Annotated in this window: 20 protein-coding genes; 12 read left to right on the forward strand and 8 right to left on the reverse strand. The window is 55.9% G+C overall.

Translation table 11 applies throughout. From position 1 onward, the window contains the following. Position 1 precedes the first annotated feature (1 nt). Positions 2-1,330 carry an aminodeoxychorismate synthase component 1 gene (gene pabB, locus NQ842_RS10370; RefSeq protein WP_257256925.1) on the reverse strand — a complete coding sequence of 443 codons (1,329 nt, stop codon included), beginning with the start codon at positions 1,328-1,330 and terminating at the stop codon, positions 2-4. A 61-nt stretch (positions 1,331-1,391) separates the two neighbouring features. On the opposite strand from pabB, the gene NQ842_RS10375 reads away from it, so the two are divergent. Continuing rightward, positions 1,392-1,574 (forward strand): YoaH family protein, encoded by a 183-nt coding sequence (locus tag NQ842_RS10375; protein ID WP_257256806.1) that lies wholly within the window; start codon positions 1,392-1,394, stop codon positions 1,572-1,574. 5 nt (positions 1,575-1,579) lie between these two features. Here NQ842_RS10375 and NQ842_RS10380 read toward each other — a convergent pair whose 3' ends face one another. Further along, positions 1,580-1,924: a RidA family protein gene (locus NQ842_RS10380; protein ID WP_013096138.1), complete on the reverse strand. Its 345-nt coding sequence runs from the start codon at positions 1,922-1,924 to the stop codon at positions 1,580-1,582. Between the two features lie 132 nt (positions 1,925-2,056). Here NQ842_RS10380 and NQ842_RS10385 point away from each other — a divergent pair, with 132 nt between their 5' ends. The 5 genes from NQ842_RS10385 to rnd all read left to right on the forward strand — a co-directional run bounded on the left by NQ842_RS10385 (position 2,057) and on the right by rnd (position 8,436). After that, positions 2,057-3,967 (forward strand): ATP-dependent DNA helicase, encoded by a 1,911-nt coding sequence (locus NQ842_RS10385; RefSeq protein WP_014832361.1) that lies wholly within the window; start codon positions 2,057-2,059, stop codon positions 3,965-3,967. A gap of 66 nt (positions 3,968-4,033) precedes the next feature. Continuing rightward, positions 4,034-4,729, forward strand: a complete 696-nt coding sequence (gene tsaB, locus NQ842_RS10390) for a tRNA (adenosine(37)-N6)-threonylcarbamoyltransferase complex dimerization subunit type 1 TsaB (RefSeq protein ID WP_257256807.1) — start codon at positions 4,034-4,036, stop codon at positions 4,727-4,729. Between the two features lie 37 nt (positions 4,730-4,766). After that, positions 4,767-5,348 carry a Slp family lipoprotein gene (locus NQ842_RS10395; RefSeq protein ID WP_013096141.1) on the forward strand — a complete coding sequence of 194 codons (582 nt, stop codon included), beginning with the start codon at positions 4,767-4,769 and terminating at the stop codon, positions 5,346-5,348. A gap of 203 nt (positions 5,349-5,551) precedes the next feature. Then, positions 5,552-7,237: a long-chain-fatty-acid--CoA ligase FadD gene (gene fadD / locus NQ842_RS10400; RefSeq protein WP_139795473.1), complete on the forward strand. Its 1,686-nt coding sequence runs from the start codon at positions 5,552-5,554 to the stop codon at positions 7,235-7,237. 71 nt (positions 7,238-7,308) lie between these two features. Beyond that, positions 7,309-8,436 carry a ribonuclease D gene (gene rnd / locus NQ842_RS10405; RefSeq protein WP_014832357.1) on the forward strand — a complete coding sequence of 376 codons (1,128 nt, stop codon included), beginning with the start codon at positions 7,309-7,311 and terminating at the stop codon, positions 8,434-8,436. A gap of 73 nt (positions 8,437-8,509) precedes the next feature. Here the strand turns inward: rnd and minE are convergent, their stop codons facing one another. The 3 genes from minE to minC are packed head-to-tail and all read right to left on the reverse strand — an operon-like array spanning position 8,510 to position 10,326. Continuing rightward, positions 8,510-8,779, reverse strand: coding sequence for a cell division topological specificity factor MinE (gene minE / locus NQ842_RS10410; RefSeq protein WP_008500504.1), 270 nt, complete (start codon positions 8,777-8,779; stop codon positions 8,510-8,512). Positions 8,780-8,782: 3 nt separating this feature from the next. Further along, the gene (gene minD / locus NQ842_RS10415; protein ID WP_008500505.1) at positions 8,783-9,595 is read right to left on the reverse strand and encodes a septum site-determining protein MinD; all 813 of its coding nucleotides are present in this window, start codon (positions 9,593-9,595) and stop codon (positions 8,783-8,785) included. 23 nt (positions 9,596-9,618) lie between these two features. After that, on the reverse strand, positions 9,619-10,326 hold the full coding sequence (gene minC / locus NQ842_RS10420; RefSeq protein WP_063411829.1) for a septum site-determining protein MinC: 708 nt from the start codon (positions 10,324-10,326) through the stop codon (positions 9,619-9,621). Between the two features lie 123 nt (positions 10,327-10,449). Between minC and NQ842_RS10425 the strand changes: the two genes are divergently transcribed. The 3 genes from NQ842_RS10425 (at position 10,450) to NQ842_RS10435 (ending at position 11,964) form a co-directional block, all read left to right on the forward strand. Continuing rightward, entirely contained in the window at positions 10,450-10,725 is a 276-nt protein-coding gene (locus tag NQ842_RS10425; protein WP_014832355.1) for a YcgL domain-containing protein, read from the forward strand. A gap of 47 nt (positions 10,726-10,772) precedes the next feature. Beyond that, entirely contained in the window at positions 10,773-11,432 is a 660-nt protein-coding gene (locus NQ842_RS10430) for a fumarylacetoacetate hydrolase family protein (protein ID WP_014832354.1), read from the forward strand. A gap of 91 nt (positions 11,433-11,523) precedes the next feature. Next, entirely contained in the window at positions 11,524-11,964 is a 441-nt protein-coding gene (locus NQ842_RS10435; protein ID WP_257256808.1) for a YcgN family cysteine cluster protein, read from the forward strand. Between the two features lie 121 nt (positions 11,965-12,085). Here NQ842_RS10435 and dsbB read toward each other — a convergent pair whose 3' ends face one another. Next, positions 12,086-12,616 carry a disulfide bond formation protein DsbB gene (gene dsbB / locus NQ842_RS10440; RefSeq protein WP_014832352.1) on the reverse strand — a complete coding sequence of 177 codons (531 nt, stop codon included), beginning with the start codon at positions 12,614-12,616 and terminating at the stop codon, positions 12,086-12,088. A gap of 46 nt (positions 12,617-12,662) precedes the next feature. Further along, complete coding sequence (gene nhaB, locus NQ842_RS10445) at positions 12,663-14,201, reverse strand: Na(+)/H(+) antiporter NhaB (RefSeq protein ID WP_014832351.1); 1,539 nt, start codon at positions 14,199-14,201, stop codon at positions 12,663-12,665. Between the two features lie 201 nt (positions 14,202-14,402). On the opposite strand from nhaB, the gene fadR reads away from it, so the two are divergent. Further along, positions 14,403-15,122: a fatty acid metabolism transcriptional regulator FadR gene (gene fadR, locus NQ842_RS10450; protein WP_014832350.1), complete on the forward strand. Its 720-nt coding sequence runs from the start codon at positions 14,403-14,405 to the stop codon at positions 15,120-15,122. A gap of 111 nt (positions 15,123-15,233) precedes the next feature. Here fadR and NQ842_RS10455 read toward each other — a convergent pair whose 3' ends face one another. Then, positions 15,234-16,766, reverse strand: coding sequence for a SpoVR family protein (locus tag NQ842_RS10455; protein ID WP_014832349.1), 1,533 nt, complete (start codon positions 16,764-16,766; stop codon positions 15,234-15,236). A 320-nt stretch (positions 16,767-17,086) separates the two neighbouring features. Between NQ842_RS10455 and NQ842_RS10460 the strand changes: the two genes are divergently transcribed. Together NQ842_RS10460 and dadX are read left to right on the forward strand one after the other, a co-directional pair. Further along, complete coding sequence (locus NQ842_RS10460) at positions 17,087-18,385, forward strand: D-amino acid dehydrogenase (RefSeq protein ID WP_014832348.1); 1,299 nt, start codon at positions 17,087-17,089, stop codon at positions 18,383-18,385. Positions 18,386-18,394: 9 nt separating this feature from the next. Continuing rightward, positions 18,395-19,465: a catabolic alanine racemase DadX gene (gene dadX, locus NQ842_RS10465; protein WP_013096156.1), complete on the forward strand. Its 1,071-nt coding sequence runs from the start codon at positions 18,395-18,397 to the stop codon at positions 19,463-19,465. Positions 19,466-19,504 lie beyond the last annotated feature (39 nt).

The following is a 19,504-nucleotide window of genomic DNA, read 5'->3' on the forward strand; positions in this document are numbered from 1 at the left end:
GTCAGTTCTCCAGTTGTTTCAGGATACGGTTAACTTTATCAAAGGTTTCCTGATATTCCGCATCCACCTGGCTATCGGCCACAATCCCGCCGCCTGCGGAGCAGTAGAGCTGGCCGTCGCAGGCCGTCAGGGTGCGAATAGTGATGCTGGTATCCAGCGTCCCGCAGACGCTCACGTAGCCAATGCTGCCGCACCAGGCGTTGCGACGGTGCGGCTCCAGCTCATCAATAATTTCCATTGCCCGCACTTTTGGTGCGCCAGTGATGGATCCCCCCGGAAACGCGGCGCGCAGAAGATCGCAGGGGGTACGCGAAGCCGGTAGCTGTGCGGTAATGGTGCTGACCAGATGGTGCACCGCCGGGAAAGGTTCGACGACGAACAGTTCCGGCACGCGAACGCTGCCCGGTACCGCCACCCGGCCAATGTCGTTGCGCATCAGGTCGACAATCATTAAATTTTCGGCGCGGTCCTTCGGTGACGCGGCGAGCTTTTCCGCCTGCTGGCGATCGGCTGCCGGATCGCTCAGGCGCGGCAAGGTCCCTTTAATCGGGCGCGTCTGGATCTTGCCTTCCGCCAGATGAATAAACCGCTCAGGCGAAAGACTCAGGATCGCGCCCTGATCGAGACGGATAAACGCACTGAACGGTGCCCGGTTACTGGCATTAAGGCGGGTAAAGGCCTGCCATTCATCGCCCTGATACGTCGCCTGGAAGCGCTGGGCAAGGTTCACCTGATAACAATCGCCGCTTTGCAGATACGCCTGCACGCGTGCGAATTTTTCCGCATAGGTCTGCGGGGTCATGTTTGAACGCCACGCAGAGGTCAGACGGAAATCCGGCGCGGCTGCGGGCTGCTGCGCGTTCAGCCAGGCCAGACGCGCATTCACATCCGAATGGCTGAGCAGGGAGACCACCTGTTTATGGTGATCGACAATCAGCGCCCAGTCATAAAGTCCCACCGCCATATCCGGCAGCGGAATATCCGCTTTCGCAACGGAAGGCAGCGTTTCAAAGCGGCGACCAAGATCGTAGCCAAACACGCCCAGCGCACCGCCCTGGAAGGGAAGATCCGGGTTCGGCGTGGCAGACAAACCCAGTTCGTCGATCGCCTCCTGCAGCCGCATCAGCGGATCGTCCGTTGAAGGCAGGTTGTCAGACGTTACCGTATGCAGCGGATCGGCAACCAGAATGTCAAAGCGGCTATAAGGGTGGTCCGCATGGCCGGAATGCAGCAGCATCGCCCAGGGAAGATGGCTCAGACGAGCAAACCAGAATTCAGCGGCGTCAGTACGCCATGGCAGGGTAATAACAGTGGGGAAGCGCATGTTCATGTGTGGCATACTACCGGGCAGCGTGAAATAATTAGCGCGAATAATTTAGCAGGAGTTGACGATGTTTGCAGGTTTACCTTCTCTGAGCCACGAGCAGCAGCAGAAAGCGGTTGAGCGCATCCAGGAGCTGATGTCCCAGGGGATGAGCAGCGGGCAGGCCATTTCACATGTGGCGGAAGAACTTCGCGCCACCCATACCGGCGAGCGGATCGTGGCGCGTTTCGAGGATGAGGATGAAGAGTAACCGGCTTACACTGCCGCGATAATCTTAATCTCTACCTTGTATTCCGGCTTCATCAGCGTGGCCTGTACGGTGCAACGTACAGGCGCGTGCCCCGCTACAACCCATGCATCCCAGGCTTTGTTCATGGCCGCAAAATCGTCTTTATTTGCCAGGAAAATGGTGGCGTCCAGAATGCGCGATTTGTCACTGCCTTGCTTTTCCAGCACCGCATCGATCTGCGCCAGGGTGTCAGCCGTTTGTTCAAAGGCATCCGCATCCAGATTGGACGGCACGCCAGTGTAATAGAGCGTCTGGTTATGAATGACGACATCAGACCAGCGGGCTTCGGCATCAATGCGCACAATTGTCATAAACGTTTCCTCGTTATTTTCATCATCAGGCGGCAAGACTGCCATATTGTTTCGCCGTCGTCACTATTTGGGGTGGCACAGGAGAGGATGGGCTGACATAATCCCTGTGCAAAAATACAGTGAGAGAACACCGTGGCAGACGATTTTTCCCCTGAAGGGCAGTTAGCACAGGCTATTCCCGGTTTTAAACCGCGTGAACCGCAGCGTCAGATGGCGCATGCTGTCGCTCGCGCCATCGATAAGGCACAGCCGCTGGTGGTGGAAGCTGGCACCGGCACGGGAAAAACCTACGCTTACCTTGCACCGGCGCTGCGTGCCAAAAAGAAGGTGATAATCTCTACCGGCTCGAAGGCGTTGCAGGATCAGCTCTACAGCCGAGATTTGCCGACAGTGGCAAAAGCGCTGAAATACAAAGGGCGGCTGGCGTTGCTGAAAGGGCGCTCCAACTATCTCTGCCTTGAGCGTCTTGAACAACAGGCACTGGCCGGCGGCGACCTGCCGGTGCAGACCCTGAGTGATGTCATCATTCTTCGCGCCTGGGCCAACCAGACGGAGGAGGGCGATATCAGCACCTGCGCGAGTGTGGCGGAAGACTCTCCCGCCTGGCCGCTGGTAACCAGCACCAATGACAACTGCCTTGGCAGCGACTGCCCGCTGTATAAAGACTGTTTTGTGGTGAAAGCGCGTAAAACCGCGATGGATGCGGATGTGGTGGTGGTGAACCATCATCTGTTTCTCGCGGATATGGTGGTGAAAGACAGCGGTTTTGGTGAACTGATCCCTGAAGCAGAAGTGATGATCTTCGACGAGGCCCATCAGCTTCCGGATATCGCCAGCCAGTATTTCGGCCAGTCGCTCTCCAGCCGCCAGCTGCTGGACCTGGCGAAAGATTTCACCATTGCTTATCGCACCGAATTAAAAGATACCCAGCAGCTGCAAAAATGTGCCGATCGCCTGGCGCAAAGCGCGCAGGATTTCCGCCTGCAGCTCGGCGAGCCTGGCTACCGCGGCAATTTGCGCGAGCTGCTGGCGGACAACAATATCCAGCGCGCACTGCTGCTATTGGATGATGCGCTGGAACTCTGTTACGACGTGGCGAAACTGTCGCTTGGCCGTTCTGCGCTGCTGGACGCTGCCTTCGAGCGCGCCACGCTCTATCGCGGGCGGCTGAAACGGCTGAAAGAGATCAACCAGCCGGGGTACAGCTACTGGTACGAATGCACCTCACGTCATTTCACCCTGGCGCTTACGCCGCTGACGGTGGCAGACAAATTCAAAGAGGTGATGGCGCAAAAACCGGGGAGCTGGATATTTACGTCCGCGACCCTGTCGGTCAATGACGACCTGCACCACTTCACCGAGCGTCTCGGGATTGAACAGGCGGAGTCACTGCTGCTGCCGAGCCCATTTGACTATCAAAAACAGGCGCTGCTCTGCGTGCCGCGTAATCTGCCGCTGCCGAATCAGCCCGGCGCCGCGCGACTGCTGGCAGCCATGCTGAAACCGATGATTGAGGCCAACAATGGCCGCTGCTTTATGCTCTGTACCTCCCACGCCATGATGCGCGATCTGGCTGAACAGTTCCGCGCCACCATGACCTTGCCGGTGCTGCTACAGGGCGAAACCAGCAAAGGGCAACTGTTACAGCAGTTTGTCAGCGCCGGGAATGCGCTTCTGGTGGCAACCAGCAGCTTCTGGGAAGGGGTGGACGTGCGGGGCGATACCCTGTCACTGGTGATTATCGATAAACTGCCCTTTACCTCGCCGGACGATCCGCTGCTCAAAGCGCGGATGGAAGACTGCCGTCTGCGCGGGGGGGATCCTTTCGATGAGGTACAACTGCCGGACGCGGTGATCACCCTTAAGCAGGGGGTAGGGCGTCTGATCCGCGACGTGGACGATCGCGGCGTGCTGGTCATCTGTGATAACCGGCTGGTGATGCGTCCTTACGGTGCGACCTTCCTCGCCAGCCTGCCGCCCGCGCCGCGTACGCGGGACATTAAACGCGCGGTTCGCTTCCTGGCCAACCCAACGGCGGAGTAATTTGCCCGGGAGTGTGCTAAGATGCGCGCCATTTTGTGACTGACCATTGCGAGAGCGCGACGACTGATGCGAATTCTGGCTATTGATACCGCTACAGAGGCGTGTTCCGTTGCTCTGTGGAACGACGGTGCTATTTCTGCTCATTTCGAAGAGTGTCCACGAGAACACACCCAACGTATTCTGCCCCTGGTGAAAGCGATTTTGACCCAGGGCAACACCACCTTAACCGACCTCGATGCGCTGGCCTTTGGCCGTGGCCCCGGCAGCTTTACGGGTGTACGCATTGGGATTGGTATTGCGCAGGGGCTGGCACTGGGTGCTGACCTGCCGATGATCGGTGTTTCCACCCTGGCGACGATGGCGCAGGGCGCGTGGCGTATGACAGGCGCCACCCGTGTGCTGGCAGCGATTGATGCCCGCATGGGCGAAGTCTACTGGGCTGAATACACCCGCGACGAGCAGGGCGTGTGGCACGGCGAAGAGACGGAAGCGGTGCTCAAGCCGGAAGCGGTAACCGAACGGTTGCAGAACCTCTCCGGTGAGTGGGCGACGGTAGGGACCGGTTGGGCGGCATGGCCTGACATGGCAAACGGTACCGGCGTGACACTGGTGGACGGCAACATGCTTCTGCCTGTCGCAGAGGATATGCTTCCTCTCGCCTGCCAGTTGCTCGCAGCAGGAAAAACCGTGGCCGTTGAACATGCCGAGCCGGTTTATTTGCGAAACACCGTCGCGTGGAAGAAACTTCCAGGCCGCGAGTGAATCTCAGTAACAGGAACTGAGAAAAAGGAGTCGCATCATGGCGGTTCAGACTAAAGTAGTACGCCTCATTATGGCAGGCGCTGTGGCCATAGCACTGAGCGGATGCGTTTCCGTTCCTGATGCGATTAAGGGCAGCAGCCCTACGCCACAGCAGGATCTGGTTCGCGTGATGAATGCCCCTGAGCTTTACGTCGGTCAGGAAGCGCGCTTTGGCGGGAAGGTGATTGAGGTGCAAAACCAGCAGGGGAAAACCCGGCTGGAGATCGCCACCGTGCCGCTGGATAGCGGCGCTCGGCCGATCCTCGGCGAAACCTCGCGCGGGCGCATTTTTGCCGATGTTAGCGGCTTCCTCGACCCGGTTGATTTCCGTGGACAGCTGGTGACCGTCGTCGGGCCGATTACCGGCACGACACAGGGCAAAATCGGCACGACACCGTACAAATTCATGACCATGCAGGTCAACGGGTACAAACGCTGGCGCCTGACACAGCAGGTGATCATGCCGCCTCAGCCTGTCGATCCGTGGATGTGGGGCCCACATCCGTATCGTTACGGCTACCCTGGCTGGGGCTGGTATAACCCGGGCCCGGCGCAGGTACAGACGATCGTTACTGAGTAACTTACTGTTATTGTTAGAAAAGAGACAGCGGCTCAGCCGCTGTCTCTGTTTTTTTACGGCTAAAACGAAAAAAAAGAGTGACGCGCTTCGCAACCTTAAATCTGGGCAATTAATAAACTGGTACGCTGAGTTAATATAATGTTAACAAACTGTTTATTATCGGGGTTGTGATGACGACGAACACTCAATTCAGAGGTGATGCATTGAACAAGGTTTGGCTTAACCGTTATCCCGCAGATGTGCCTGCGGAGATCAATCCTGACCGTTATCAATCCCTGGTTGAATTATTTGAACACTCGGTAAGGCGTTACGCCGATCAGCCCGCGTTTATCAATATGGGTGAGGTGATGACGTTCCGTAAGCTTGAGGAGCGGAGTCGGGCGTTCGCGGCCTATTTGCAGGAAGGGCTGGGGCTGCAAAAAGGGGATCGCGTCGCGCTGATGATGCCGAACCTGCTGCAATACCCGGTCGCATTGTTTGGTATCCTGCGGGCCGGGATGATTGTCGTCAACGTCAACCCGCTCTACACACCACGTGAACTGGAACATCAGCTGAACGACAGCGGCGCGGTCGCGATTGTGATCGTCTCGAACTTTGCCCACACGCTGGAGAAAGTGGTCGACAAAACCCAGGTGAAACACGTCATCCTGACGCGCATGGGGGATCAGCTCTCCACCGCCAAGGGCACGCTGGTTAACTTTGTCGTCAAATACATTAAACGTCTGGTACCGAAATACCATCTGCCAGATGCCATCTCCTTCCGCCGCGCGCTGCATGCCGGGTATCGTATGCAATACGTCAAACCGGAAGTGGTTTCAGAGGATCTTGCGTTCCTGCAGTACACCGGGGGGACTACCGGGGTGGCCAAAGGCGCCATGCTGACTCACCGCAATATGCTGGCAAACCTTGAGCAGGTGAATGCGACCTACGGGCCGCTGCTGCATCCGGGCAAGGAGGTGGTCATCACCGCGCTTCCGCTTTATCACATTTTTGCGCTGACTATGAACTGCCTGCTGTTTATTGAGCTGGGCGGTCAGAACGTGTTGATCACCAACCCACGCGACATTCCGGGGCTGGTTAAAGAGCTGGCGAAATACCCGTTCACCGCCATGACCGGGGTAAACACCCTGTTTAACGCGCTGCTCAACAACAAAGAGTTCCAGCAGCTTGATTTCTCTACGCTACACCTCTCTGCGGGCGGCGGAATGCCGGTTCAGCAGGCGGTGGCCGAGCGCTGGGTGAAACTTACCGGCCAGTATTTACTTGAAGGCTATGGCCTGACCGAATGTGCCCCGCTGGTCAGCGTCAATCCGCACGATATCGACTACCACAGCGGCAGCATCGGCCTGCCGGTACCGTCGACGGAAGCCAAACTGGTGGATGATAACGACAACGAAGTCGCGCCGGGCGAGCCGGGTGAGCTGTGCGTCAGAGGGCCGCAGGTAATGCTGGGCTACTGGCAGCGTCCTGATGCCACTGACGAAATCATCAAAGACGGCTGGCTGCACACCGGTGATATCGCCGTGATGGATGAAGAGGGCTTCCTGCGCATTGTCGATCGTAAGAAAGACATGATCCTTGTCTCCGGATTTAACGTCTATCCGAATGAGATCGAAGATGTGGTGATGCAGCATAGCGGCGTGCTTGAAGTTGCCGCGGTTGGCGTACCTTCCGGCAGCAGCGGCGAGGCAGTGAAGATTTTTGTGGTGAAGAAAAACGCCTCTCTTACCGAGGAGGAGCTCATCACGTTCTGCCGCCGTCAGCTCACCGGCTATAAAGTGCCGAAGCTGGTGGAGTTCCGCGATGAGCTGCCGAAATCAAACGTCGGGAAGATATTACGACGAGAATTACGTGACGAAGCCCGTGCCAAAGTGGACAATAAGGCCTGAGCTTCACGCTAATCGCCCAGACGCCGGTTTAGCCGGCGTTTTTTATGGGCGCAAACAAAAGAGAAACCGTTTTGAATTACCAGATGATCACGACCAACGACGAGCTGGCTTCGCTGTGCGAAGTGACGCGCGATTTTCCTGCCATCGCCCTGGATACCGAGTTTGTCCGTACCCGGACGTATTATCCGCAGTTGGGTTTGATTCAGATGTACGACGGCAAACACGTGTCGCTGATTGACCCGCTCGGCATTACCGACTGGACGCCGATGCGTGACCTGCTGCTTGATACTGCGGTCACCAAATACCTGCACGCAGGCAGTGAAGATCTGGAAGTCTTTCTGAATACGTTTGGCATCATGCCGCAGCCGCTGATTGATACGCAGATCCTCGCCGCGTTCAGCAATCGTCCGCTTTCATGGGGCTTTGCCGCCATGGTTGAGGAGTACACCGGCCTGACACTGGATAAAAGTGAATCCCGTACCGACTGGCTGGCGCGCCCGCTCACAGAGCGTCAGCTGGACTACGCTGCGGCAGACGTATTTTACCTCCTGCCTATCGCCGGACAGCTCATGAAAGAGGCAGAAGCCTCCGGCTGGCTGCCCGCGGCACTGGATGAGTGCCGGATGACGCAGCAGCGTCGCCAGGAAATCGCTGACCCGAAAGAGGCCTGGCGCGATATCAGCAATGCGTGGCAGCTGCGTACGCGTCAGCTGGCCTGCCTGCAACTGTTAGCCGACTGGCGCCTGCGTAAAGCGCGCGAACGCGATTTGGCCGTTAACTTTGTGGTACGCGAGGAACACCTCTGGGCGGTCGCACGCTATATGCCAGGCAGCATGGGCGAGCTGGACAGCATTGGGCTGTCAGGCAGCGAAATTCGTTTTCACGGAAAAACGCTGCTCGCGCTGGTGGCCAAAGCGCAGCAGATACCGGAGGACGAACTGCCAGAGCCGCTGCTGAATCTGATGGATATGCCAGGCTATCGCAAGGCGTTTAAGGATATCAAAGCGCTGGTGCAGGCTGTGGCGACAGAGAGCAAACTGAGTGCCGAACTGCTGGCATCGCGGCGTCAAATTAACCAGTTGCTGAACTGGCACTGGAAGCTGAAACCACAGAATGGCCTACCGGAAATGATGGCGGGCTGGCGCGGGGAATTGATGGCCGATCGCCTGAATACGCTGCTGGAAGGGTATCCACGATAATAAATATGCCGGGAATATACCCGGCATATTTCCCCGGTGGCGCTGCGCTTACCGGGGCTACAAAATCAAAAAACTACGGACGCGACTCTTCCGCTTCCGGGAGCGTCACGTTCAGCTCCAGAATCGAAATATCCCCGTCTTTTTGCTCCAGCTGCACGGTGACCATCTCCGGGTCAATCTGCACATACTTACAGATCACTTCCAGGATGTCCTTACGCAGCTGCGGCAGGTAGTGAGGCTCGGCGTCGCTACGACGACGCTCCGCAACGATGATTTGCAGACGTTCTTTTGCGATGTTGGCGGTGTTCTTTTTCCGCGAGAGAAAAAAGTCCAGTAATGCCATAACTTATCCTCCGAACAGGCGTTTGAGGAAACCTTTCTTCTCTTCTTCAATGAAGCGGAAAGGACGTTCTTCTCCCAGCAGACGGTCAACGGTATCCGCGTAGGCTTTACCGGCATCTGCCATCGTATCCAGAATCACTGGCTCGCCCTGGTTAGAGGCGCGCAGCACGGACTGGTCTTCCGGGATCACGCCCACCAGTTTGATGCGCAGGATCTCCAGCACGTCTTCCATGCTCAGCATGTCACCTTTGTTCACGCGGCCCGGGTTATAGCGGGTCAGCAGCAGGTGCTCTTTAATCGGATCTTCGCCATTTTCCGCACGACGGGATTTGGAGGCGAGGATCCCGAGAATTCGGTCAGAGTCACGGACGGATGACACTTCAGGGTTGGTGGTGATGATCGCTTCATCAGCGAAGTAGAGCGCCATCAGGGCACCGGTTTCGATACCGGCAGGGGAGTCGCAGACGATGAAGTCGAACTCCATTTTTTTCAGCTCATCGAGCACCTTTTCTACACCTTCACGGGTCAGGGCGTCTTTGTCACGCGTCTGCGAGGCCGGAAGGATGTAAAGGTTCTCGGTGCGCTTATCTTTAATCAGCGCCTGGTTAAGGGTGGCATCGCCCTGAATCACGTTTACGAAGTCATACACGACGCGACGTTCACAACCCATGATCAGGTCGAGGTTACGCAGACCGATATCGAAATCGATAACGACGGTTTTCTTTCCCTTCTGGGCCAAACCAGTAGCGATGGCCGCGCTGGAGGTGGTCTTGCCAACGCCTCCTTTACCCGAAGTAACAACAATAATGCGTGCCATAGAAATTCCTTGTTAAAAAGGGATCAATTCAACGGTTGAACGGTCAACGCGTCGTCTGCCAGTCGCAGACGAGCCGCTTTGCCATAAAATTCGGCTGGGATCTTGTCGCTCAGCCAATATTCACCTGCGATGGACACCAGTTCCGCTGTCAGGTGAGTACAAAATATTTGTGCGTCCCGATCGCCACTCGCTCCGGCAAGTGCACGCCCACGCATCATACCGTATACGTGAATATTGCCATCTGCAATCAGCTCTGCGCCAGCGCTGACGTGGCTTGTAACAATTAGATCACAGTTTGGTGCATAAATGCGCTGACCGGAACGAACCGGCACATCAATCATTCGCGTTTTTGTGACGGAGGTAACGTTTTGTACCGCAGGGGGGGGCGTCTCGACGGCAACGGGGGCTGCACGTGGGGCTTTTTCCTTGCCCTCGTTCAGAAGAGGCAGCCCTGCACGGTCGATTTCCGCTTTCAGCTCAGTATCTTTGCAGCCGCTGATGCCCACAATGCGCAAACCGGTAGAGGAGACGGCCTGCTGGAGATGTTTCCAGTTAACCGGCGATTCCAGACCGCTGACATTGATAACAACAGGGGCGTGCTTCAGAAAGGCGGGAGCCTGAGCGATTTTGTCTTCTAACGCCTGACGAATAACCTCGGGTTTTGCATCATGCAAATGTACCACTGATAAGGTGAAGCTACTGCCTTTAAGCTCGATGGGCGTGTTTGACATCCTGGCCTTACTCAATTTGCTATTAACCGCAACCACTCGCTGCGATATTCCGAAGAGTATCAGGCATGTTATAGTCAGGAGTATATTGAGGCAAGCAACCACCCATGAATTCAGAGTAAAAACATGTTTTGTGTGATCTACAGAAGTACAAGCCGCGACCAGACCTATCTTTATGTCGAAAAGAAAGACGATTTTTCCCGCGTGCCTGAAGAATTAATGAAGAGCTTTGGCCGACCTCAGCTGGCGATGCTACTGCCGCTCGATGGTCGTAAAAAACTGGTTAACGCCGATCTGGAAAAAGTAAAAACGGCATTAACGGAGCAAGGCTATTATTTACAGCTACCGCCACCACCCGAGAATTTATTAAAACAGCATCTTGAGGTGAACGGAAAAAAATAGTCCCGGTTGCTTAAGGACACAACACACCAACCGTTTAGGGGTCGATCATGTATCAACATCATAACTGGCAGGGTGCATTACTGGATTATCCCGTCAGCAAAGTGGTTTGCGTGGGCAGCAACTATGCGAAACATATTCAGGAGATGGGCAGCGCGACGCCAGAAGAGCCCGTGTTGTTCATTAAGCCAGAAACCGCGCTTTGCGATATCCGCCAGCCGCTGGCGCTGCCGCAGGGGCTGGGTTCGGTGCATCATGAAGTGGAGCTGGCGGTGCTGATTGGCGCGACGCTGCGCCAGGCCTCCGAAGAGCATGTGCAAAAAGCCATCGCCGGTTACGGCGTGGCGCTGGATCTGACGCTGCGTGAGGTACAGGGCAAGCTGAAGAAAGCAGGTCAGCCGTGGGAAAAAGCCAAAGGCTTTGATAATGCCTGCCCGATCTCGGGCTTTATTCCGGTCGGTGAGTTTACTGGCGATCCACAGAACACGCCTCTCAGCCTGAAAGTGAACGGTGAGATCCGCCAGCAGGGCACCACGGCAGACATGATCCACAAGATCGTGCCGCTGATTGCCTATATGAGCCGCTTCTTTACCCTGAAACCGGGTGATGTGATCCTGACCGGTACGCCAGAAGGTGTCGGTCCCCTCAACGGTGGTGATGAGCTGGAGGTGAGTTTTAACGGCCTCTCGCTGAAAACCCGCGTGCTGTAAACGCATTTTGCCGCCTTCAGGGCGGCAAAACTTGCATCAACGTGCCAGACTCGTTATAAGGTGCGCTTTCTTTTGACGTGTGGACATCCTGATGAACGACATCCCTTTCTGGCAACGCAAAACTCTCGACGAAATGACAGACGTGGAGTGGGAGTCGTTATGTGACGGCTGCGGGCAGTGCTGCCTGCATAAGCTGATGGATGAAGACACTGACGAAATCTATTTCACCAACGTTGCCTGTAAGCAGTTAAACATTAAAACCTGCCAGTGCCGCAACTACGAGCGCCGCTTCGAGTTTGAGCCGGACTGCATTAAGTTAACCCGTGAGAACCTGCCGACGTTTGAATGGCTGCCGCATACCTGCGCGTATCGCCTGCTGGCGGAAGGGAAAGATCTGCCGACATGGCACCCCTTGCTGACCGGCTCTAAAGCGGCCATGCACGGCGAGCGTATCTCGGTACGCCACATCGCGGTGAAAGAGTCTGAGGTGCGGGATTGGGAAGACCAGATTATGAATCACCCGACCCGATGATAGAGAAAAACCCGCCGAGGCGGGTTTTTATTGTTGTGCGGCCTGATGCCCTCACCCCAACTCTCTCCAACGGGAGAGGGCGCAAAAACTAAAAACGGCAACTCTCGTTGCCGTTTTGCTTTTATCTTCCGAACAGATCGCGTTTCTTCGGCTTAAACGGCTGAGCAATCAGCACCAGCAGTGCCACAACGAAGTAGGCAACAAAAATACCCACCAGCCACTGCGGCATCTCCAGCGTCAGGAATTCCCACTGACGCACAGAGCAGTCACCGGATGCGACAAACACCTGCGGCAGCCATTTGTCCAGCGGCAACCAGCTCGGGAAGCGGGCGGCGAAATCACAGGTCATAAACGGTGATGGATGTAGCTGCATCATAGTGTGCTGCCAGGAAAGCTCAATCCCTTTCCAGGCGCTGTACAGCCAGACAGCGATAGCGGCATACCGGAGCGGTGTTTTAGGTGCAATCGCACCCAACAGACCGGCGCCCATGATGCCGAACAGCGCACAGCGCTCATAGATACAGAGTACGCAGGGTTTTAGCCCCATCACATGCTGGAACCACAGCGCGACCATTTCCAGCGCAAAGGCGGTCAGGGCCATTAACAACCACGCTCCGCGACCGCGGGAGCACTGGTTTAAAAATCTCAACATAATCATTTCCCTGGAACATGCTTAGAAAGCGCAGTGTAAACGAATTTTAATGCGCCGCAAGTATACCCGCTTGTATCAGCCATTGCGTACAGGGAATGAGGGTAATTTTGACGCAAAGCAATCCCACAAGCGTAAGCACCAGCGTATAGGGCAGCGCCATCCACACCATTCTTCCATAAGAAAGACGTATGAGTGGCGCGAGGGCAGAGGTCAGCAGGAACAGGAAAGCGGCCTGTCCGTTTGGCGTCGCCACTGACGGCAGGTTGGTGCCGGTATTAATGGCCACCGCCAGCAGCTCGAACTGGCCGGCGTTGATAATGCCTTCTTCCATCGCGGCTTTGGCTTCGTTGATGTAGACCGTGCCGACAAAGACGTTGTCGGAGATGGACGACAGCAGGCCGTTGAACAGATAGAAGAGCGTCAGCTGGGCGTCGGGCGCCGCCTGGAGTACAAAAGTAATAATCGGGGCGAACAGGTGTTGGTCGATAATCACCGCCACCACCGCAAAGAAGACCGCCAGCAATGCGGTAAACGGCAGGGCTTCGGTAAAGGCTTTACCGATCGCATGCTCGTCCGTTACCCCGCTAAAGGTCGTCGCAAGAATAATGACTGAGAGACCAATCAATCCGACTTCAGCAAGATGCAATGCCAGCGCGGCGATAAGCCAGATACCGATGATGCCCTGCGCAATCAGACGTAGCGTCTCCTGACGCGTGCGCTGCGTACGGTTCTGCTCGTCAAATTTATGCAGCTCCTGGCGAACCGGCTCAGGCAACTGCGCACCGTAGCCGAAGACGTTGAATTTCTCGACCAGAATGCAGGTTGCTAGCCCGCAGACGAACACGGGCACGCTGACCGGGGCCATGCGCAGGAAAAACTCGCCGAAATGCCACTCAGCGGCTTTGGCGATGATCAGGTTTTGCGGCTCACCTACCATGGTCATCACGCCACCTAATGCGGTACCGACGCCCGCATGCATCATCAGGCTGCGCAGAAACGCGCGGAACTGTTCCAGCACCTCACGGTTATGCGCTTCGACGTGACTGTCGTCCTGCAAGTCTTCGCCCGGACGGGACGAGGCCACGCGGTGATAAATGCCATAAAACCCGACCGCGACACTGATGACCACCGCCACGACGGTCAGCGCATCCAGGAAGGCCGAAAGAAATGCGGCAGCAAGGCAGAACGCCAGCGACAGCACCGTTTTAGACGGAATGCTGAGCAACAGGCGGGTGAAGATAAACAGCAGCAGCTGTTTCATAAAGTAGATACCGGCCACCATGAAGATCAGCAGCAGCAGCACTTCAAGATTGGAAGCCAGCTCTGCTTTGACATGCTCTGCGCTCGTCATGCCGATAACCACGGCTTCAAAAGCCAGCAAACCGCCTGGTAGCAGGGGATAGCATTTCAGCGCCATGGCCAGGGTGAAGATAAACTCCGCCACCAGCAGCCAGCCGGCGACGAACGGAGAGACACTAAAAATAATAGGGTTAACAATCAGGAAAACCAGAAGTATCAGTTTGTACCAGTCAGGAGACTGGCCTAAAAAATTGCGCCACAGCGCGCGTCCAAAAGAAATTTCCACAACAGACGTCCTTCCCCGTCAGGTAAAACAAAACATCAGTATACGCAAAAATCGTGGCCGGGAGGCGGATAAGACTGCAGTGTAAATTTCACAAAAATAAAACAGCGATCCCTCTTTTCTCTCTTTCACGCGCTACCTGCCTCTGCGTGCCTCTGGTATGATGAGTGCAATTTGCAAAAGCTGTGTAATGGAAATCTCACTATGGTCATTAAGGCGCAGAGCCCGGCGGGTTTCGCGGAAGAGTACATCATTGAAAGCATCTGGAATAATCGCTTCCCTGCGGGATCCATTCTTCCGGCTGAACGCGAACTCTCTGAACTGATTGGCGTCACTCGCACCACGCTGCGTGAAGTGCTTCAGCGACTGGCGCGCGATGGCTGGTTGACGATCCAGCACGGTAAGCCAACGAAAGTAAACAACTTCTGGGAAACCTCCGGGTTGAACATTCTTGAAACGCTGGCGCGCCTCGATCATGAAAGCGTGCCGCAGTTGATTGATAATCTGCTCTCGGTGCGTACCAACATTGCGACAATCTTTATTCGTACCGCTTTTCGTCAGCATCCGGAAGATGCGCTGCAGGTGCTCGCCAGCGCAAACGAAGTGGAAGATCACGCGGATGCCTTTGCCACGCTCGATTACAACGTCTTCCGCGGACTGGCGTTTGCCTCCGGTAACCCGGTGTACGGTCTGATCCTGAACGGCATGAAAGGGCTGTATACCCGTATTGGTCGCCACTACTTTGCCAACCCTGAAGCGCGCAGTCTGGCGCTGGGCTTCTACCATAAGCTCAGCAAACTCTGTACCGAAGGCCTGCACGATCAGGTGTATGAAACGGTTCGCCGCTACGGCCATGATTCCGGTGAAATCTGGCACCGGATGCAGAAAACACTGCCGGGCGATTTAGCGATTCAGAGTCGCTGAAATAAAAAACCTCTCAGGTGAGAGGTTTTTTTTCGCCCGGTGGTGCTTCGCTTACCGGGCCTACAAAACCCGTAGGCCGGGTAAGGCGTAGCCGCCACCCGGCAAACAACATTACAGCGTATTCAACCGCGCCGGGCAACGTTCCAGCAGCTCCACGCTGCCATCTTCATTCTGCTGCTCCAGCAGCACATCAAAGCCCCACAGGCGATGCACATGCTTCAGCACCTCTTTGCGGCCTTTGTCCAGCGGCGCCCGGTTATGCGGAATATAGCGCAGCGTCAGGGAACGATCGCCGCGTAAATCCACATTCCAGACCTGAATATTGGGTTCAAGGTTGCTCAGGTTGTACTGGGAGGAGAGGCGAGAGCGGATCTCACGGTAGCCTTCCTCGTTATGGATCGCCGAAATCTCCAGGTAGTTATTGCGGTCATCGTCCAGCACGGTGAAGAAGCGGAAATCACGCATAATCTTCGGCGACATAAACTGGCTGATGAAGCTCTCATCCTTAAAGTCACGCATCGCGAAATGCAGCGTTTCCAGCCAGTCAGAGCCGGCGATGTCCGGGAACCAGTACTTATCTTCTTCCGTTGGCGACTGGCAGATGCGTTTAATGTCCTGGAACATTGCAAAGCCAAGCGCATACGGGTTTATGCCGCTATACCATGGGCTGTTGTAAGGCGGCTGGAACACCACGTTCGTATGGCTGTGCAGGAACTCCATCATGAACCGCTCGGTGACTTTCCCTTCGTCATACAGATGGTTAAGAATGGTGTAATGCCAGAAAGTCGCCCAGCCTTCGTTCATCACCTGGGTCTGTTTCTGCGGATAGAAATACTGGCTGACCTTACGCACGATGCGCAGGATCTCACGCTGCCATGGCTCCAGCAGCGGCGCGTTTTTCTCCATAAAATAGAGCAGATTTTCCTGCGGCTCAGACGGGTAGCGACGCGCTTCAGCAACCGCTTTCTCTTCTTCACGTTTCGGCAGGGTGCGCCACAGCATATTTACCTGGCTTTGCAGATACTCTTCGCGGCTTTTCTGCCGCGCTTTCTCCTCCTGCAGGGAGATTTTCTGCGGACGTTTGTAACGATCAACGCCGTAGTTCATCAGCGCGTGACAGGAGTCGAGCAGTTTCTCCACTTCGTCCACGCCGTAGCGCTCTTCGCAGTCGGTAATGTACTTACGCGCGAAGATCAGGTAATCGACAATCGAGCTGGCATCGGTCCAGCTGCGGAACAGGTAATTATTCTTGAAGAACGAGTTATGCCCGTAGCAGGCATGCGCCATCACCAGCGCCTGCATGGTTATGGTGTTCTCTTCCATCAGGTAGGCGATACACGGGTTGGAGTTGATCACTATCTCATACGCAAGACCCTGCTGGCCGTGCTTATATAAACGCTCCGTTTCAATGAATTTTTTACCAAACGACCAGTGCGGATAGTTAATCGGCATCCCGACGCTGGAGTAGGCGTCCATCATCTGCTCGGACGTAATGACTTCAATCTGATGGGGATAGGTATCCAGACGATACAGTTTTGCCACCCGATCGATTTCGGCGAGATAGACATCCAGCAACTCGAAGGTCCAGTCGGGTCCATCGCTCAGACGTGTGTTGTCCTTGTTCAGGGAATCAATAGTAGCCATTAGCGCGCCCTCGTTGTGGGAGCTCTCTCTGTCTGGAGAGCCTCCTGATAAGCATAGATCACCGTGTTAAAAAGCGTGCTGGAGCAGAAATTTTTTCTTTGCGATTTCCCGTTTTTGATGCGGCAAAAAAAGCGGTCTTCACAGAATTTTATACTGGTTAAAAATAACGCGCAGCAGGAGATCCCAAATTCACCTCATCCCCTGATGCTGGGGGATGTGTGAGACAAGTCACCATAAAAAAGTCGTATGTTGAATAATATTTTCAACTAGGTTATCAATCTGTAATTAGAAGATTGTTCTTTTGCACATATGGAGTGGCTATGCGTGTTGTCATACTGGGAAGTGGTGTCGTTGGCGTAACCAGCGCCTGGTATTTAAGTCAGGCGGGACATGACGTGACCGTTATCGATCGTGAGTCAGGGCCTGCGCTGGAAACCAGTGCGGCGAACGCCGGACAGATCTCGCCGGGTTATGCAGCGCCGTGGGCGGCCCCCGGCGTTCCGCTGAAGGCGATTAAGTGGATGTTCCAGCGCCATGCGCCGCTGGCGATCAGCCTCGACGGCACCCAGTTCCAGCTGAAGTGGATGTGGCAGATGCTGCGCAACTGCGACACCCGTCACTACATGGAAAACAAAGGTCGGATGGTGCGTCTGGCGGAATACAGCCGTGACTGCCTGAAAGCCTTGCGCGCCTCCACCGGTATTGAGTACGAAGGTCGCCAGGGCGGCACGCTGCAGTTGTTCCGTACGGCGCAACAGTATGAAAACGCCACCCGTGATATTGCCGTACTGGAAGATGCGGGCGTACCGTATCAACTGCTTGAAGCCAGCCAGCTTGGGCAGGTTGAACCGGCGCTGGCGGAAGTGTCGCACAAGCTGACGGGCGGCCTGCGTCTACCGAATGATGAAACCGGTGACTGCCAGCTCTTTACCCAGCGTCTCGCGCAGATGTGCGAGCAGGCGGGGGTGAAATTCCGCTTTAATACTGCGGTCGATAAACTGCTCTCTGAAGGCGGCAGTATCTACGGTGTGAAGTGTGGCGATGAGGTCATTAAAGCGGATGCCTACGTTATGGCGTTTGGCTCATACTCCACCGCGATGCTGAAGGGCATTCTCGACATTCCGGTTTACCCGCTGAAGGGCTACTCCCTGACCATTCCGGTAAAAGAGGACAGCGGGGCACCAGTTTCCACCATTCTGGATGAAACCTACAAAATCGCCATTACCCGCTTTGATAACCGCATCCGCGTTGGCGGGATGGCGGAGATTGTCGGCTTTAACACCGAGCTGCTGAAGCCGCGCCGTGAAACGCTGGAGATGGTGGTGGGCGACCTGTTCCCGCGCGGCGGTTTTGTCGAGCAGGCAACCTTCTGGACCGGACTGCGGCCAATGACGCCAGACGGCACGCCAATTGTGGGTCGTACGCCGTTCAAAAACCTGTGGACCAATACCGGTCACGGTACGCTGGGCTGGACAATGGCCTGCGGCTCTGGCCAGCTGCTTAGCGATTTGATTTCCGGGCGCACGCCGGCAATTCCGTTTGACGATTTAAGTGCCGCACGCTATCAATCGGGGTTTACCCCTTCGCGTCCACAGCACCTGCACGGCGCGCATAACTAAGGAGTTGTCATGTCCCGTCCTGTTCTGGCTCAGCTCGATTTGCAGGCCCTGAAGGATAACCTGCAAATTGTTCGCCGGGCGGCGCCAGGTTCACGCGTCTGGTCGGTAGTGAAAGCCAATGCCTACGGCCACGGTATCGATCGTATCTGGAGTGCGCTCAGCGCCACCGACGGTTTTGCGTTACTGAATCTGGAAGAGGCCATTCTGCTGCGCGAGCGCGGCTGGAAAGGGCCTATTCTGTTGCTTGAGGGATTCTTCCACGCCGACGATCTGCCGCTGCTGGATAAGTACCGGCTGACCACCAGCGTGCACAGCAACTGGCAAATTAAAGCGATTCAGGATGCAAAACTGCATGCGCCGCTGGATATTTATCTCAAGGTGAACAGCGGTATGAACCGCCTGGGCTTCCAGCCCGAGCGGGTCCATACGGTATGGCAACAGCTGCGCGCCCTGAAGAACGTGGGCGAAATGACCTTGATGGCGCATTTTGCCGATGCGGAGAAACCGGACGGCATTGCCGATGCGATGGTGCGCATTGAGCAGGCGGCAGAAGGGCTGGATTGCCCCCGTTCGCTCTCCAACTCAGCGGCCACGCTGTGGCATCCTGAGGCGCATTATAACTGGGTGCGTCCGGGCATTGTCCTTTATGGCGCCTCTCCCTCAGGCCAGTGGCAGGATATCGCCAACAGCGGCCTGAAGCCGGTGATGACCCTGCGCAGCGAAATCATCGGTGTGCAGACGCTGAAGGCCGGCGACACGGTGGGCTACGGCAGCCGTTACCGGGCGACGGGCGAGCAACGGATTGGTATTGTGGCGGGCGGTTATGCTGACGGCTACCCGCGCATTGCGCCGAGCGGCACGCCAGTCTGGGTAGACGGGGTGCGTACGGGAACGGTGGGTACTGTCTCCATGGATATGCTGGCCGTTGATCTCACGCCATGTCCGCAGGCAGGCATTGGTTCCCCGGTCGAGCTGTGGGGTAACGAAGTCAAAATTGATGACGTGGCTGCTGCGGCGGGGACGGTAGGGTATGAACTGATGTGCGCGCTGGCACCAAGAGTGCCGGTTGTGACGGTGTAACGTACGTATCTGCCGGGTGGCGCTAACGCTTACCCGGCA

Source organism: Enterobacter cloacae complex sp. R_G8, from assembly GCF_024599795.1.
Lineage (GTDB): Bacteria > Pseudomonadota > Gammaproteobacteria > Enterobacterales > Enterobacteriaceae > Enterobacter > Enterobacter dissolvens.